The organism is Acinetobacter sp. SM34 (assembly GCF_022012365.1).
Taxonomy (GTDB): Bacteria; Pseudomonadota; Gammaproteobacteria; order Pseudomonadales; family Moraxellaceae; genus Acinetobacter.
This window is the reverse complement of record NZ_JAKLTP010000002.1, coordinates 133,131-149,791: the sequence shown is the minus strand read 5'-3', so window position 1 is coordinate 149,791 and position 16,661 is coordinate 133,131. Positions and strand designations below refer to the sequence as shown.

General features: G+C 40.1%; 13 protein-coding genes and 1 pseudogene. 2 read left to right on the top strand and 12 right to left on the bottom strand.

From position 1 onward, the window contains the following. Window positions 1-123: 123 nt before the first annotated feature. The 12 genes and pseudogenes from LZZ98_RS02450 to LZZ98_RS02395 all read right to left on the bottom strand — a co-directional run bounded on the left by LZZ98_RS02450 (window position 124) and on the right by LZZ98_RS02395 (window position 12,401). Window positions 124-819, bottom strand: a complete 696-nt coding sequence (locus tag LZZ98_RS02450; protein WP_237786495.1) for a methionine ABC transporter permease — start codon at window positions 817-819, stop codon at window positions 124-126. Then, on the bottom strand, window positions 816-1,841 hold the full coding sequence (locus LZZ98_RS02445; protein WP_237786494.1) for a methionine ABC transporter ATP-binding protein: 1,026 nt from the start codon (window positions 1,839-1,841) through the stop codon (window positions 816-818). The genes LZZ98_RS02450 and LZZ98_RS02445 overlap by 4 nt, the downstream gene beginning before the upstream one ends. A gap of 73 nt (window positions 1,842-1,914) precedes the next feature. Then, window positions 1,915-2,787 (bottom strand): MetQ/NlpA family ABC transporter substrate-binding protein, encoded by an 873-nt coding sequence (locus LZZ98_RS02440; RefSeq protein ID WP_237786493.1) that lies wholly within the window; start codon window positions 2,785-2,787, stop codon window positions 1,915-1,917. A 443-nt stretch (window positions 2,788-3,230) separates the two neighbouring features. Next, complete coding sequence (locus LZZ98_RS02435; RefSeq protein WP_237786492.1) at window positions 3,231-4,067, bottom strand: TIGR02391 family protein; 837 nt, start codon at window positions 4,065-4,067, stop codon at window positions 3,231-3,233. Between the two features lie 83 nt (window positions 4,068-4,150). Continuing rightward, on the bottom strand, window positions 4,151-5,434 hold the full coding sequence (gene purD / locus LZZ98_RS02430; RefSeq protein WP_237786491.1) for a phosphoribosylamine--glycine ligase: 1,284 nt from the start codon (window positions 5,432-5,434) through the stop codon (window positions 4,151-4,153). 130 nt (window positions 5,435-5,564) lie between these two features. Continuing rightward, window positions 5,565-7,139, bottom strand: coding sequence for a bifunctional phosphoribosylaminoimidazolecarboxamide formyltransferase/IMP cyclohydrolase (purH, locus tag LZZ98_RS02425; RefSeq protein ID WP_237786490.1), 1,575 nt, complete (start codon window positions 7,137-7,139; stop codon window positions 5,565-5,567). A gap of 94 nt (window positions 7,140-7,233) precedes the next feature. Next, entirely contained in the window at window positions 7,234-7,503 is a 270-nt protein-coding gene (gene fis / locus LZZ98_RS02420; protein ID WP_001086304.1) for a DNA-binding transcriptional regulator Fis, read from the bottom strand. Between the two features lie 391 nt (window positions 7,504-7,894). Continuing rightward, window positions 7,895-8,770, bottom strand: a complete 876-nt coding sequence (locus tag LZZ98_RS02415) for a DUF3426 domain-containing protein (protein WP_237786489.1) — start codon at window positions 8,768-8,770, stop codon at window positions 7,895-7,897. 3 nt (window positions 8,771-8,773) lie between these two features. Next, window positions 8,774-9,691 carry a 50S ribosomal protein L11 methyltransferase gene (prmA, locus tag LZZ98_RS02410; protein ID WP_237786488.1) on the bottom strand — a complete coding sequence of 306 codons (918 nt, stop codon included), beginning with the start codon at window positions 9,689-9,691 and terminating at the stop codon, window positions 8,774-8,776. A 132-nt stretch (window positions 9,692-9,823) separates the two neighbouring features. Continuing rightward, window positions 9,824-10,703: pseudogene (locus tag LZZ98_RS02405) on the bottom strand (bile acid:sodium symporter family protein). 214 nt (window positions 10,704-10,917) lie between these two features. Next, window positions 10,918-11,808, bottom strand: coding sequence for a bile acid:sodium symporter family protein (locus LZZ98_RS02400; RefSeq protein ID WP_237786487.1), 891 nt, complete (start codon window positions 11,806-11,808; stop codon window positions 10,918-10,920). Window positions 11,809-11,945: 137 nt separating this feature from the next. Beyond that, a complete protein-coding gene (locus LZZ98_RS02395) occupies window positions 11,946-12,401 on the bottom strand; it encodes a hypothetical protein (RefSeq protein ID WP_237786486.1) in 456 nt (151 codons plus the stop codon). Window positions 12,402-12,655: 254 nt separating this feature from the next. Between LZZ98_RS02395 and mnmG the strand changes: the two genes are divergently transcribed. Beyond that, complete coding sequence (gene mnmG, locus LZZ98_RS02390; protein ID WP_237786485.1) at window positions 12,656-14,536, top strand: tRNA uridine-5-carboxymethylaminomethyl(34) synthesis enzyme MnmG; 1,881 nt, start codon at window positions 12,656-12,658, stop codon at window positions 14,534-14,536. A gap of 89 nt (window positions 14,537-14,625) precedes the next feature. Further along, window positions 14,626-16,431, top strand: coding sequence for a tetratricopeptide repeat protein (locus LZZ98_RS02385; RefSeq protein WP_237786484.1), 1,806 nt, complete (start codon window positions 14,626-14,628; stop codon window positions 16,429-16,431). Window positions 16,432-16,661 lie beyond the last annotated feature (230 nt).

Below are 16,661 nucleotides of genomic sequence, written 5' to 3'. Positions count from 1 at the left end.
TTTTGAGTTATTTATGCAGGCTGAATGTAATGTGTAACGACCCGCTTATTCAGATTTATATTTGTGATAAAAAAAGCCCTCCATGTGGAAGGCTCTTAAATGTGGGGGATTAAGGTTATAGGGTTATCTTAAACGTGACAGCCATTCACCAAAGGTTTGTACAAATTGCACCAGTAATAACAGCACAATCACGGTCAAAATCACCACACTGGTATCAAAGCGCTGATAACCATAAGAAATGGCAAGATCACCAATACCACCGGCACCGACTGCACCCGCCATTGCAGTGGCACCAATCAGGCTGATGGTGGCAGTGGTCAGGTTTAAAATCAGTGAACTGCGTGCTTCAGGCAAAATAAACTTGAAAATAATTTGCAGTGGCGAAGCACCCATGGCTTGTGCTGATTCGATAATGCCTTCATTCACTTCAAGCAATGAAGTTTCAATCAATCGGCCCATATAAGGACCAATATAAATGGTCAGCGGCACAATTGCGGCCCATGTACCAATCGATGTCCCTACAAGCAATTTGGTCAGTGGAATAAAGGCAATCAGCAAGATAATAAAGGGCAGTGAACGCAGCGCATTTACAATCGGGTTTAAGCCATGATAAATCACACGGTTCGGCAGAATGCCTGCCGGACGGGTCACCAATAAAATGATGGCTTGGATAAAGCCCCAGATACAACCAAACAGCATGGCAAAGAACACCATATGAAAGGTTTCTTGCAATGCTGTCACAAATTGATCAATCGACAGCGAACTTTTCCAGTAAGGTGCCGTGATTTCTGTCAGCCATTGAACGAACAAATCTCTCATGCGCTGACTCCAGATTGCTCAACTTTGACACCATTTTGCTTGAAAAATGCAACAGTCTGTTCAATTACAGCAGGTTCACCTAAAAGCTGTATAAACATTTGTCCAATCACTGAACCGTTAATTTCAGTCATATTGGCAAACAAGATATTCAAGCTGATATCAAACTGTTTAATCGCTGCCTGTACCACGGTTTCTTGCGCAGAAGTACCCAAAAATTGCAGGCTATAAATGCTGTTATGATTTTTGTTTTCCAGGCTATTTAAAATGTTTACCGGTAACTGTTGTTGCAATACAGTTTGAATAAAATTCTTGGTGGTAGGATGCTGTGGCTGACTGAAAATTTCCAGTGTCGAACCCGTTTCGATGACCTGACCTTGTTCCATTACCGCAACATAATCACACACAGATTCAATCACGTCCATTTCATGGGTCACCATGACAATGGTAATGCCTTGTTCTTTATTAATCTTTTTAAGCAAATCTAAAACAGACTTGGTGGTTTGCGGATCCAGTGCCGAGGTCGCTTCATCACAGAGTAGAATTTTAGGATGATTGGCGAGGGCACGGGCAATACCGACACGCTGTTTTTGACCGCCAGACAGTTCATCCGGATAAGCATCTTTTTTATGCTTAAGATCAATAAACTCGAGCAATTCTGCCAAACGCTTTTCACGATCGGCTTTGCTCCAGCCCAACAATTTCATTGGCATTTCTATATTGGCTGCTACAGTTTTGCTCTGCAACAAATTAAAATGCTGAAAGATCATACCAATGTTGGCGCGTTCCTGACGTAATGAACGTGCATTTAATGCGGTAAAATCTTTTTGATTAATGATGACTTGACCATCATTTGGTCGTTCGAGCAAATTAATCAGGCGGATTAAGGTACTTTTACCCGCACCACTATAGCCAATAATGCCAAAAATACTGCCAGCTGGAATCTGTAAATTAATTTGATCCAGGGCACGAATTGTTTGACCTTTAAGCTGATAGTGTTTTGAAATATTTTTAAATTCAATCATATGGTCAAAAACTATCTATAAAAAGAAAAACAGGCAAAGAAGCTTTGCCTGTTTAGATGAACCAATTATATTACTATTTTGCTTCAGTGAGATAGCTAATCGGTTTATTTACGTCAACTTTAGTACCACCAAACTTTTCCTGAACGTATTTGTTCACTGCTTCCGTGTGGTAAAGCGCGCCCACTTTTTTTAGTACAGGGTCATTTTGACGACCTTCTGCAACGGCAAGAATGTTGACATTTATTTTTGTGCTTTGGTCTACTGGCTCATAGTAAATAGAGTCTTTCAGTACATTTAAGCCACCTTCCATTGCCAGGGTATTACCCAGGACAATCGCATCGACTTCATCTTTTACACGTACTGCAGTGGCCATCTGAATCGGTTTAATTACAATCTTTTTGTTGTTTTCAACAACATCGGCAGGGGTACCTTTTACGTTGTCAAAATTAGCTTTTAATTTGAGCAAACCGGCAGATTGAAGTAACAATAATGCACGTGATTCATTGGCACCATCATTAGGAATGGCAATGGTTGCACCGGTTTTGAATTCATCCAGTTTCTTCACTTTACTTGAGTAAATACCCATTGGTTCCAGGTAAGTGGTAGAAAGCGGAGCAATCTTGTCTTTATTGGATTCGTTGAAAGCAACCAGATAAGCATAAGACTGGAATGCATTCACATCAATTTCTTTATTTCCAACAGCAGTGTTCATAGACACATAATCGGTGAAGTTTTTCACTTCAAGTTTAATGCCGGCAGCTTTGGTTTCTGGAAGTGTCGCAATATAACGCCAGATTTCAGCATCAGAACCTGTAGAAGCCATAGTGACAGTTTGCAGACCATTTGCGTCTTTCGTTTGAGCTGCATCATTTGCAGGTGCTTCCTGTTTACCACAGCCAGACAAGCCAACTGAAAGACCTAAAATAAGACCAAGGAGCTTTTTCATGTATATGTCCTAGTAAATTTAATTTGGCGATAAATTTACGAATATGTCATTGGAGAGATTAAATCAAGTGTGAATCAGATCAACTGATTGATGCAGGTGACTTTAAAATGTCCCTTTCATCAACGCAATTGGATATCAGTAGCATCATGGAGAGAGGTTTTTTTGTTTGAATAAAGTAAATTGCTGTAATCAAACAATTTTCATGATGACTTATTCCTAAAAATTGGACACATCATAACAATTTTTTTTTATGCATAATAGTGATTATAAATCTGATATTTAGCTTAATTTTGTATAATAAAGTGAGGCGTTTTTATAAATTAACTCATAAAACAATAGATTAAATTTATTGAAATGAGTAAAACTCATAATTAAAAAAATTTTGTTTCTATATAAATTTTTTGAAAATACAAAGCTGAAAAAGGGATAATGATAAAAAAATTTTAATTGTTTGGTATTGATTCATTTTCTAAAAGATAAAGTTCATTAATTAACATAAATTCTCGTATTTGCTTTTTGTAGTGTTTATTGATTTCTCCATGTGCACGTTGATTTCTATATGCTGTAAAAATGTTGGTGAACAAGCGTCCTATAGCATTGGATACATCTTCATTATCTACATTCCACTTATACATTGATTTATGTTTATCAGAAATAAATGCTGTCTTTAGCAGATTTGAAGAAAATAAATCTGTCTTTGTTTTGTGTCTAAGAATATCTTCAAGTCTGGCGTATGCTGTCATAATTGAATTGTTGGGATCTTCTTTAAACTTTAAAGCTAAATCAAAAATACGAGGGTCGATAAGGTGATAGCTAAGCTCAATTGGATAATATCGATCATTAATTTGTTGATATTCTAATGTTTCATAGATTGTATAAATATATTCATGAATACGTAAAGGGCGAACAAATTTACTTTCTAATATGTGTTTCACATCCGAGTCTAAAATTGATGCTTTATTAACTTTATTCATTAGTTTTTCGGAAATATTAACTTCTTCAATGTCTATTTGATGTTTCAGGAGAAGTTGAAGCGAAGATGCTAGACCTTTTGGACCTTCACCCATATAACCGGATGTAAATCCTGATCGGACTACGTAAGTATTTCTTTCAGAAATAATTAAGAATGCATGATATTGTTTATTTGATAGAAGGAGAGCTTTTTCTATATTTTGTTGTGTTTGAAGTATAAATCCTAAAGCTTCTAAACAATCTTGTGTATAGCAAGTACCTAAATATTGTATTTTTTCTGAACCTTGAGTAAATAGAGTACTGAGCATTTTTAAGTAAATGATTTTATAAAATAAAATTAATATACATTAAAAAACCCGCGCTAGGCGGGTTTTTTACTGAATTAAATCAATCAAGCATTTTCGCGTGCAATCGCACGGTAACCGATATCTTTACGGTATTGAACGCCGTCGAAAGTGACTTTTTGACACAATTCAAGTGCTTTGGCTTGTGCTTCACCAATGGTATTACCGAGTGCAGTTACACACAGCACACGGCCACCAGCGGTTACGATTTCGCCTTTTTCATTGGCTTTCGTACCAGCATGGAAAACTTTGGCATCTGTCATTTCAGTATCTAGGCCTGAAATCACATCACCATTGCTTGAAGTTTCAGGGTAGCCTTTAGATGCAAGCACGATGCCTACAGTCTTGCGCTCATCCCATTCAGCTTCTGCAGGAAGGTTACCTGCAATACCTGCTTCAACCAGATCCACCAAAGATGATTTCAGACGCATCATGATTGGCTGGGTTTCAGGATCACCGAAACGACAGTTAAACTCGATCACTTTTGGTTGACCTTGTTCATCAATCATCAAACCGGCATACAAGAAACCTGTATAAACATGACCATCTTTTTTCATGCCTTCAACGGTTGGACGCATCACTTCATTCATGGTTTTTTCGAATACATCCGCAGTCACAACTGGAGCAGGAGAGTATGCACCCATGCCGCCTGTGTTAGGACCTTGATCGCCTTCAAAAATGCGTTTGTGATCTTGAGACGTTGCCATTGGTAGAATGTTGTCGCCATCAATCATACAAATGAAAGACGCTTCTTCACCGGCAAGGAATTCTTCGATCACAACACGAGAACCAGCATCGCCAAATTTATTGCCCGCCAGCATGTCATCAATGGCATCAAATGCTTCTTGATTGGTCATGGCAACAATCACGCCTTTACCCGCAGCAAGACCATCAGCCTTGATTACAATCGGCGCGCCATTTTTTTCAACAAATGCTTTTGCTGCATCGACTTCGGTAAATACATCATAAAAAGCAGTTGGAATGTTGTGGCGTTTTAAGAAATGCTTGGCAAATGCTTTAGAGCCTTCAAGCTGCGCTGCAAATTGAGTTGGGCCCCAAACTTTTACACTAGCTGCACGGCAGGCATCAACAACACCGTTTACTAGCGGCGCTTCAGGACCCACAATCACCAGTTCAACTGCATTATTTTTTGCGAAATCGATAATCGCAGCATTGTCTAGAATGCTTAAATTCACGTTTTCACATTTATTTTCAGTTGCTGTTCCAGCATTACCGGGTGCAACAAAAACTTTAGCGACTTTTTCATCCTGAGCGATTTTCCATGCCAATGCATGTTCACGACCGCCATTACCCAAAACTAAAATATTCATCGGTTCATACTCCATGAATCGAAAATGACATAAAGTCCTCAGCCTAAAAATAGGAGAGGACTTTATGCAAGATTAGAAATCTGTTTTAAACCACATGTATGACTTTGTCATTACATTCTAAGCTGTGTGCTTAGTGGCGGAAGTGACGCATGCCAGTGAACACCATTGCAATGCCAGCTTCGTCAGCCGCTGCAATTGTTTCTTCATCACGCATTGAACCGCCCGGCTGGATGATGCATTTGATACCCGCTTTTGCAGCGTTATCAATACCGTCACGGAATGGGAAGAATGCGTCAGACGCCATTACAGCACCTTCAACTACGAGTCCGGCATGTTCAGCTTTGATTGCAGCAATACGAGCTGAGTTTACGCGGCTCATTTGACCTGCGCCCACACCAATAGTTTGACGGCCTTTCGCATATACAATTGCGTTAGATTTAACGTATTTCGCAACTTTCCAGGCAAAAATCATATCGTCGATTTCAGCTTCAGTAGGTGCACGTTTAGTCACAACTTTAAGGTCATCTTTAGTGATCATGCCTAAATCTTGATCTTGTACTAACAAACCACCATTTACGCGTTTATAGTCAAGTTGAGATTGGCGTGCATCAATTGCAGGAAGCTCACCACATACCAGTACACGTACGTTTTTCTTCGCACCTGTTACTTCTAAAACACCTTCAGCGATGCTTGGTGCAATAATCACTTCAACGAATTGACGGTCAACAATCGCTTGTGCAGTTGCCACGTCTAATTCACGGTTAAAAGCAATGATGCCACCGAATGCAGATTCAGGGTCAGTTGCATAAGCTAAATCGTAAGCAGCTTTAATGCCGTCTAGAGATACTGCAACGCCACATGGGTTTGCGTGTTTTACAATCACACATGCAGGTTTAGCAAATGATTTAACACATTCAAGCGCTGCATCTGTATCTGCAATGTTGTTATAAGATAATTCTTTACCTTGTAACTGTTTAGCAGTTGAAACAGAAGCTTCTGTTGCAGTTGACTCTACATAGAAAGCAGCTGATTGATGTGGGTTTTCACCATAACGAAGATCTTGTGCTTTGTTCAATTGTGTATTGAAAGTACGCGCAAACTTGTCTGCTTGACCTTCTTCTTTACCAACGCGAGCGCCAAGGTAAGAAGCAATCATGCCGTCATATTGAGCTGTATGTTCAAAAGCTTTCACTGCTAAGTCAAAACGGGTTGCATGAGATAAAGCACCTTCAGCTTTAAGCTCAGCTACCACAGTTGCATAGTCAGAAGCATTTACTACAATGCCTACAGAAGCATGGTTTTTCGCAGCAGCACGAACCATTGTTGGACCACCGATGTCGATATTTTCGATCGCATCAGCAAGTGAACAGTTTGGTTTTGCAACAGTCGCAGCAAACGGATAAAGGTTTACAACCACCAAATCAATTGCATCGATGTTGTGTTCTGCCATCACAGCTTCATCTAGACCACGACGAGCCAGAATACCACCATGAATTTTCGGATGTAGCGTTTTTACACGGCCGTCCATCATCTCTGGGAAACCAGTGTGCTCTGAAACTTCAACTACGGCAACATTGTTGTCTTTTAACAACTTGTAAGTACCACCCGTAGATAAAATTTCTACCCCAAGAGCAGCAAGGTCTTGTGCAAACTCAACAATACCAGTCTTGTCAGAAACAGAGATTAAAGCGCGTTTAATAGTCATGATCTTCGTCACAGTTTTCAAAGGAACAGATTAAAACAAATAGGCAAAATACAGGTAAAAAAAATGCCTGCGGAAGCCGCAAGCATTTTATCATTTATTCACTCATTAAACCGTGAGCTTTTAACTTTTTACGTAAAGTACCACGGTTTAGTCCGAGAATCTCGGCAGCACGAGTCTGATTGCCACGCGTATACTCTAGAACTACAGACAAAAGAGGCTTCTCCATTTCTGCCAGCACCATGTCATACACCTGAGAGGGTTGCTCGCCTTGCAATTGTGCAAAGTAGTGGCGAACTGCGCGATCTACGTGAATACGAAGAGCGACATCAGATTGTGCAGTAAAAATAGGAGACTTGCTATTCATGCGAATTAATCCGAAAAATCAAATATCACTTGGGTAAAGAGATATATAAAAGTGGTCTATAGAAATTCAATGAGTTCTAGTTTTAGATCCTAAAACTAGAACTCTAAAACTTGATCATTTAGCTTGCCACAACTCGACGTTTTTGATCGAAATTTAAGCGTAACAATAGATTAATATTTGTTACCACCCAAAATCAAAACAAAAAAATCTACTCTATACGCTATATTTAATAAAGCGTATTTCAGTTAGACGATTTTGTTGTAAAAATTTTCGAGGAGTTTGCAGCACTAAGCTTTCGTGGCGCGTATCATAGCATTGTCTAAGAAAAAGTGAGCAAGAAAACTGCATTTTTTTTACATTTTTTTGTATTTTTTAATAGTTTTTTTCAATTTTACGGACGAATTATTTCTAAACTATAAGTGTCAAAGCTTTTACGTGCCACCGGAACACTAAATTTGAATTTAAAAGGACTATTCTGGGGAATTCGTTGTATCCCTTGCAGGCTGCTGATCAAATATTCAGAAGGTATAAAGGAATAAGTAGATATGGTTTGACCATTCTCTTTCAAATTTACCCGAATAATAGGAAGTGCCAAACTTTGGGTGTGGTAGTTAATCAATTCGCCAGTGAACTGGGTTTGTTGTTTGGAAATTTGTTTAACCTTTAGCTTGTTGGTGGAAATCAGATGATAATTCTGTTCCATAATTGAACAGCTAAAGCTCTGGCAGACAGTGTTAAATAGCGCACTAAATACCGGGCTATTATTTAAAATTTTCGGGTTAAACCAAAAAAACTGCAAAATAAGTAAACTGACTAAGCATAAGTTAATCGTTCCCCATAAAACATAGTGCCACGCACCATATTTTTTCTCTTGTTCGGCTTTTTCTGACCAATTCAGTGTAGGGTAATTACCAATAGGTTCGGTACTAAAATAATTTAAGTTATTGAGATAGGTTTTTAAATCAATATTCGAGTTTTCAACTTTACGGTCGAAAATGTTTAATAAATGTTGTTCTACGTGTGGATGGCTAATGAGCTGATCGGGAGACAATTCATTGGATGAATGTGTTTCTCGCTTGAGATTTAACGAAGAACTAGCAGGAGGAGTAGAGGAAGTATCTTCTTTCTCTACTACCAGATGGTTCAATGCATTAAAATTGGTCGAGCATTTTGCACAACAAACCATGCCCCGAGCAACTGTAAGTTGAGCCACAGAGACTTTGTACTTGGTCAAACAGTTAGGGCAGGAGGTTTGTTTTTCGCTCATAGTCTATTCAAGATTTGTAGGGGTATTTTGGCGTTTACCCGAAATTCGACACCAATGTTCTTCACGTTTTTCGACTTGCAGTATATCAAAAAATTCAGAATAAACACTAGAAACATCAGCAACTTGCTCTTCTAATATGCCGGCAAGTGCGAACTCTCCCTCAGATTTAACCAAAGTTGCGAATTCAGGCGCAAGGGTCATTAACGGGCCTGCAAGAATGTTGGCAACAAACACATCGGCTTTTTGATTTTTAAGTTCTTCATTGAACTCATCCGGTAAACCTACAAACAGGTTCTCCAGTACACCATTCAATTCAGCATTTTGTTGGGTCGCTAAAACAGCTTGAGGGTCAATATCAGTCGCATAGACTTTTTTAGCACCCAGCAATAAAGCAGCCACGCCCAAAATGCCTGAACCGCAGCCATAATCGATCACAATTTTATCTTTCACATCGGTCTTGCCTAACCATTGCAGGCAAAGGAAGGTACTTGCGTGGTTGCCAGTACCAAACGCCAGGCCTGGATCAAGCTTGATATTTACGGCATCAGCTTCAGGAGCTTCCATCCATTCAGGCACAATCCAGTATTTCTCGGCAATCTGGATCGGTTCATAAGCATCCATCCAGGTACGTTCCCATTCCTGATCTTCAAGAAATTCAAAACGTACTGGTGCTTCAGGCATTTGAGCAGTAATAAAGGTAATCAGTGCATCAACATCAATTTCTTCGTCATCTTCCTGAGCATAGATGCCGGTCACAATGACTTTGTTCCACAGTGGAGTTTCACCTGGAAGTGGTTCAAGCAAGTCCTGATTTTCAGCATCATCTAAAGTTACGCTCACTGCACCTAATGAACTTAATAGTGTTTCAGTGAAATCGACTTGAGCCTGCTCAACAGTAATATGAATTTGTAACCACTTCACGGAGATAACCTAAATTTGTCTTTATAAAGATGCCATTGTAACGGAACTCAGGCTGAAACAACTATATATTGATAAAAACTATCCTGAAAAAGAAAAGGACGTACATGGACGTCCTTTTTTATGGAAGTTGAATCAGGTAGAGATAGCGGTCGCTGGATAAGCTGCGAATTTATTCAAAAGCATGCCAAATAGCCCGGCAAAGATATACATAAAAATAGAATATACCGCAGCTGGCATGGCTATGGTGGAGTTTGTCATAACGGTAAGCGCAATGGTCATGGCCAGAGTGCTGTTATGGATGCCAATTTCAAATGCACAGGCACGCGCCTGGGTACTATTAATGCCAAGTAGCCGAGGCAAGAAATAGCCGATACACAGGCTAAACATACAGAACAGTGCTGTAGCTGCTCCCACTTGAGTCAAGTACTCGGCAATATTCTGACGTTCACTCACAATTGCGCCAATAATAATCAGTATTAAAAATATAACCGCGAATATACGTAGCGGTTTATTTAACTTTTCTGTGAACTGTGGGGCATAGTGTCGAATCAGCATGCCTATGCAGACCGGGATAATAATAATGGCAAAGACTTGTAATATCTTACTGAACTGTAAGCTAATCTGTTGTCCGTCATCGATAAAATGCTGGATGGCAAAGTTGGCAATTAAAGGTAGCGTAAAAGCAGCAATGACAGAATTGATTGCGGTTAAGGTAATATTCAGTGCAATATCACCCTTGAACAGATAGCTAAACAAGTTGGCTGTGCTGCCACCAGGTGAAGCTGCAAGCAGCATTAGCCCCTACCGCAAGTAATGGGGGAAGCGCCAAAACTTTGCAGAGAATAAATGCAATACTGACCAGTACAACCAGTTGGCAAAATAGCGTAATTAAAACGGCTTTAGGATGTTTGCTGACTCGGGCAAAGTCTTTGGGGGTTAACTCCAGTCCCAAGCCCACCATAATAATAGCCAGTGCTAAAGGTAGTAAAATGGTAATGATCCCTGAATCCATGTGAAATCTCCTTTTTTATTTATTTTTCTTGATTTAAGTTTGTACTGATTTTTTCTATGTAACTATATATAACTATCCCGATTGAATAGAAATATGAACACATATGCAATACAGGTTACTGCTCCTGTTTTACATAAATGTATAAATTGAATTTATTTTTTATAGGGGGGTGCAATATGCTCTATTGAGGCATTTTCAACAGGGCAGATGTATTTTAACTATTTAAAGTATGTGCGTTACTTTTATTGAGCAGTTGGGGGTTTTTGTTCAGGATATAACCAAATGCAAAGGCAAACACATACATAAAAATAGTATAAATTCCTGCCGGAATGGCAATCGTAGTATTTGATAACACGGAAAGTGCAATAGTCAGCGCAAAACCTGTATTGTGAATTCCCACTTCAAAGGTACATGCCCGTGCCTGCCTATCGGAAATTCCTGCTAAATGGGGAATCAGATAACCCACTAAAAAACTGATGAGGCAAAACAATGCCATGGCAATGCCAATCTCGGAAAAATATTCAGTGAGATGAAGCCTTTCTTTATAGAGCGCATACAAGAAAATCGAAATTAAAAAGATGACTGAAAAAAATCGCATAGGTTTATTGAGTTGTAATGCGGTTTTTGGCGTATATGAACGAATCAGCATACCTAAACAAACCGGAACAAAAATAATTAAAAAGACCTGAGTGATTTTTTCAATAGGCATGGCAAAACTTTGAGACTCGCCTAAAAAATAATGCATGGATAAATTGACAATAAAAGGCAGGGTAAAGGTGCAAATAATAGAATTAAGGGCTGTAAGGGTAAGGTTTAAGGCCACATCTCCCTTAAAAATATAGCTAATCAAATTTGCTGTAGGGCCACCAGGAGAAGCAGCAAGCAACATTAAGCCAATAGCTAAAAGTGGAGATGGCTTAAATAAAATACAAATAAAAAATGCAACGCCCACCAAAATGACTTGTTGTGAAAATAAAGCTAAAAAAATAGCTTTGGGGTGATAACGGATACGAAGAAAATCTTTAACTGTAAGTTCAAGTCCTAAGCCCACCATCATGAAGGCAAGTATAAGAGGTAAAAAAAGGGTAAAGAGTCCTGAATCCATGGAATATCCTTTTTTGTTTTTATCTTTTGATATCCTTAGAGTTTAAACAAGATTTTTAAATAAGCAATATATGAAACGGGTAAAATTCAAGTATTTTACCCGTTAATAATTTGAATTAAATTAACTTTTTATGGAGATTACTGCGGTTGCATCTCAGGTTGTGACTGCATTTGAGGTTGAGTTCGCATTTCAGGTTGTGATTGCATCTGTGGTTGAGATTGTTGCATTTGCATTTGTGATTGAGAAGGACGAGGTGGCATATAGCCTAAAGCACATTTCCCCTTCATTTCGCTACCATTAATGTTGGCTGTTGTTGCTTTGTTATCTCCATTACTACATGTGGAGTAAAGTTCGGGTTCATCTCCCCTAATAGACGCATTTTTTGAAGAAGGGAAGAATTGGGTTTCACACGTACCATTCCAGATCACAGCACGGTAGGCAAAAGTGACTGGCGTTCCCTGAGATTTACCTTTACAGACCTGCTGGTACTTTTGCGCATTATAATCCGTGTCAGACTTGGCATTGACCGAAGCTGCAAATGAGGCGAAACATAAACCGCAGAGCATTGAAGAGAGGAAAATATTCTTATTCATCTTTGATACCTTTGTTTGTAATGTACCACCTGTTTAGCTTAAAAAATAATCAAATTAAAACAATGCGAATCAAGTAAATATTGAAGATTAAATGTTTCATTTCTATAGTAGGTCTGAAAAGCAAGATTACATTGCAACATTAGCAGAGTGAAAATCAATTCATTGCTCAGTGAGAAATTCGACTCATTTTGTCAACTTATTTTGCTCAGTTTTGATATAATAATCCGTCATCATTTTTTATCTCTCAAACCATTATGCATTATCCTAAAGTTTACGATGTCATTGTTATCGGTGGCGGTCACGCAGGTACCGAAGCAGCCCTCGCTGCAGCGCGTATGGGTCGACAGACTTTGCTCTTAACTCACAACATTGAGACTTTAGGGCAGATGAGCTGTAACCCGGCCATTGGTGGTATTGGTAAATCTCATCTGGTACGTGAAATTGATGCCTTGGGTGGTGCTATGGCTTTGGCTGCCGATAAAGGCGGTATTCAGTTCCGTATTTTGAACTCACGTAAAGGTGCGGCAGTACGTGCAACGCGTGCACAGGCTGACCGAATCCGTTTTAAAGCGGCAATTCGTCATACCTTGGAAAATCAGGCCAATCTGGATATTTTCCAGCAAGCTGCAGATGACTTGATTGTTGAAGGCGATACCGTTAAAGGTGTGGTTACGCAAATGGGTATTCGCTTTGATGCGAAAACTGTTGTGTTAACCACGGGTACTTTCTTGGGCGGTGTAATTCACATTGGTCTAAACAATGCATCAGGTGGTCGTGCGGGTGATCCTCCATCCATTTCATTGGCTGCGCGCTTACGTGAATTGAACTTGCCGGTAGGTCGTTTAAAAACAGGTACGCCGCCACGTATTGATGCACGTTCGGTTGATTTCTCTGTCATGACACCACAGCCGGGTGATTTCCCGTCTCCAACCATGTCATTCATGGGTGATGCGTCTATGCACCCTGAACAGATCAATTGCTATATTACCCATACCAATGAACGTACCCACGACATTATTCGTGGCGGACTCGACCGCTCACCGATGTATACCGGTGTGATTGAAGGTGTAGGTCCACGTTACTGCCCATCGATTGAAGATAAAATTCATAAATTTGCCGATAAAGACTCGCATCAAGTGTTCTTGGAGCCTGAAGGTCTGGATACGCATGAGCTTTATCCAAACGGTATTTCTACATCATTGCCATTTGATGTACAGTTTGAATTGGTTCGTTCTATCCGTGGTATGGAAAATGCACACATCCTTCGTCCGGGTTATGCGATTGAATATGATTACTTCAATCCACAATCTTTAAAATTCTCACTTGAAACCAAATCGATCAATAACTTGTACTTCGCGGGTCAAATCAACGGTACAACCGGTTATGAAGAAGCTGGTGCACAAGGTTTATTGGCTGGCTTGAACGCTGCACGCCGTGCATGGGATCAGGAACAATGGACACCTAAGCGTGATGAAGCGTACATGGGTGTACTGGTTGATGACCTGATTACACTCGGCACCAAAGAACCGTACCGTATGTTTACCTCACGTGCGGAATATCGCTTGATGCTGCGTGAAGACAATGCGGATCAGCGTTTAACTGCCATTGGCCGTGAAATGGGGCTGGTGGATGATGAACGTTGGGCATCTTACTGTGAAAAAATGGAAGCAGTAGAAACTGAAAAAGGCCGTTTACAACATCTTTGGGCTGCACCAAACAATCCAATGGGTAAAAAATTCGTTGAAATGACTGGTGCAGATCTGTCTAAAGAATGTTCAGCGATTGATTTGTTAAAACGTCCAAACATCAACTTTGCTCAAATTGCGGAACTCACAGGTTCAGAAGTTTCAGCATTTGTGGGTGAGCAAATTGAAATTGCTGTGAAATACGAAGGTTATATTAACCGTCAGCAAGAAGATGTGGCTCAAATGAAGCGTCTTGAAGAAACCCGTATTCCTGCAGACTTTGATTATGATGTGGTTTCAGGCTTGTCGCGTGAAATTACTTTGAAGTTGAAAGATGTTCGTCCTGAAACGCTTGCTCAGGCCAGTCGTATTCCGGGTGTAACACCTGCAGCTGTTCAACTGGTGATGATTACCATTCGTAAGAACAATCAGGCGAAAAAATCTGCTTAAGTTCTAAAAAAATATTGAAAAAAGCCCGCGTAATGCGGGCTTTTTTTGTGTATAAATAAGCTCAATCATTATAAAAATTAGGACTGTACATGGACTTGCGCTATTCAAGCGGTGAAGAAATACGATCAGGGGATATTGTTCTGAATCTTACGCCTGCGGGCGGAATGTATCATTGGCGTCAGCCTGTAATGAAGGTATGGGATATTGTTAAAACAAATGCGGGAGAAGTGATCGGTGTCTCATTGATACATCCAGAAGTTGAGTCGCCTGCAATGTTCTGTAAAACCGTTGAGCGGCCAAATCATTTTGAACCTTTGCCGGAAGTAATGCTGGCAAAAGATGTGCCCGAGCTGTATTGGACAACGCGCTGGCTGGTAAATGCTGATGATATTGCTATTCGTTTGGGGTTGATTGGCCGTATAGAGCATTTCGAAGATATTCAATCGGGTCATGGCCTTAGAGTCTTAAATCTGATTGATCAGCGTGCAGGATTGTATCCTGGAATATACCAGCATTTTCAGGCGCAGCAGGCACGGATAGATCAAGATCATCACACGTATATTGATTTGCTCCGCAAATCTGCGGCCTCATCTTTTTCACCGGCTATGTGTACTTTGGCGCAGGAATTCAGCTTAGGGACTGTGCTGCAGAGAAACTATGAAGGAACACGGGAATGGCTGCTCAAAGCAGTTGAACGGAAGGACAAAGTCGGACTGTATATGCTGGCGGAATGCTATGCGCAGGGGGGTGCAGTCCCACAGGATTTTCAGCAAAGTTTAAAGCTGCTGGAGCAGGCAGCTCAGCTGGGAAGCTGGCCTGCAGTCATGGCACTTGCAGGTTATTGCCGCTTTGGTTGGCTGACTGAGTTTCTGCACTCTGCGCATGCTGGCTATCGTCAAGCAAATCCTAATGCGGTCAATGCGGAAAGAGCGCTTCAGCTTTATTTAAAAATTGCAAGGCAAGCGCCAGATGAAGAACTCGGCAATATGTCCAATGCTGCTTATCAGCTGGGTTGGATGTATCAGGATGGTATCGGTACCGGCCAAGATTATGAACGCTCTGTCTACTGGTATCAAAAAGCTGCTGATAAAGATCATATTATCGCAATCAATAATTTGGCTGATAAATATGAAAATGGGACAGGTGTTGTTCAAGATTTGGAAAAAGCTGCTGCGCTGTATATGAAGGCAGCAGGAAGAGTTGTTGCTGCGGATTTAAGTTTAGGCCGAATGTATCTTGATGGGCGGGGTGTTGAGCAGGATGCTATGAAAGCTAAAGAACATTTGAATGTTGTTCTTCAGGCGCGAATCTCGGGTATTGAGGCTATGCAGGCCGAAGCGGCGCAGCTTCTTGCTCAATTTACTCAGGACAGTCCCCTTCAGCAGGCTGAATATGCGCTCAATCATGCTGCCAGCTATTCGATTGATCAAATTTCAGCGGAAATTCGCAATATAGACAGTTTGCTTCACATGCCGGAAGTAAAAGCGCTGTTCTTTAAGCTGTTTCTATTAAATGCTCAAAAGGGAGATGCGGCTTCACAGTCGCAAGTGGGGGATTGGTATTTGCGGGGGATATATACTGAAAAAAATCTGGAAGAAGCGGCTTATTGGATTCAAAAAGCAGCAGATCAGAAAAATTATTATGCGGAATATCAAATGGGCTATTTATATGAAAATGGCCTGTACTTTAATCAAAACTTGGCGCTGGCGCAAAAATGGTATGAACGCGCTTTGCGCAAGCCTTCCGAAAGCATGTGGCCGGAATATGTGGCTGGGCAGCTTAATCCTGAATATTTAAGCCGTTATGGTCAAATGAATAAGGAGGCGCTTGCAGGTTTGGCGCGTATTGAGGAAAAAACACCAAAGCCAAGCAAATGGAGATTCTGGAAGAAATAACAGAAGAATTTTATGAACTATTGTTTAAATCTATCATTGTATAGTTATAAGCTTTTGTTTTCTTAAGTTTTTGTATTTCATATAAAAAATATAATATTAAGACTTGAAATATATTGATAGATAAGCTTTTTAATATAACTGAATTCATTTGGGATATTAACCCGACCATTGTAGTGGTATTTATTTGGGGAGATTGATCTGAAAATAGCGAAGCAAATTGCTGCAGGGTA

Coding starts and splice junctions, on each gene's coding strand:
- LZZ98_RS02445 (WP_237786494.1), bottom strand. CDS start 1,841: ATGATTGAATTTAAAAATATTTCAAAACACTATCAGCTTAAAGGTCAA.
- LZZ98_RS02440 (WP_237786493.1), bottom strand. CDS start 2,787: ATGAAAAAGCTCCTTGGTCTTATTTTAGGTCTTTCAGTTGGCTTGTCT.
- purD (WP_237786491.1), bottom strand. CDS start 5,434: ATGAATATTTTAGTTTTGGGTAATGGCGGTCGTGAACATGCATTGGCA.
- LZZ98_RS02435 (WP_237786492.1), bottom strand. CDS start 4,067: ATGCTCAGTACTCTATTTACTCAAGGTTCAGAAAAAATACAATATTTA.
- LZZ98_RS02385 (WP_237786484.1), top strand. CDS start 14,626: ATGGACTTGCGCTATTCAAGCGGTGAAGAAATACGATCAGGGGATATT.
- LZZ98_RS02415 (WP_237786489.1), bottom strand. CDS start 8,770: ATGAGCGAAAAACAAACCTCCTGCCCTAACTGTTTGACCAAGTACAAA.
- purH (WP_237786490.1), bottom strand. CDS start 7,139: ATGACTATTAAACGCGCTTTAATCTCTGTTTCTGACAAGACTGGTATT.
- fis (WP_001086304.1), bottom strand. CDS start 7,503: ATGAATAGCAAGTCTCCTATTTTTACTGCACAATCTGATGTCGCTCTT.
- LZZ98_RS02395 (WP_237786486.1), bottom strand. CDS start 12,401: ATGAATAAGAATATTTTCCTCTCTTCAATGCTCTGCGGTTTATGTTTC.
- LZZ98_RS02450 (WP_237786495.1), bottom strand. CDS start 819: ATGAGAGATTTGTTCGTTCAATGGCTGACAGAAATCACGGCACCTTAC.
- LZZ98_RS02400 (WP_237786487.1), bottom strand. CDS start 11,808: ATGGATTCAGGACTCTTTACCCTTTTTTTACCTCTTATACTTGCCTTC.
- mnmG (WP_237786485.1), top strand. CDS start 12,656: ATGCATTATCCTAAAGTTTACGATGTCATTGTTATCGGTGGCGGTCAC.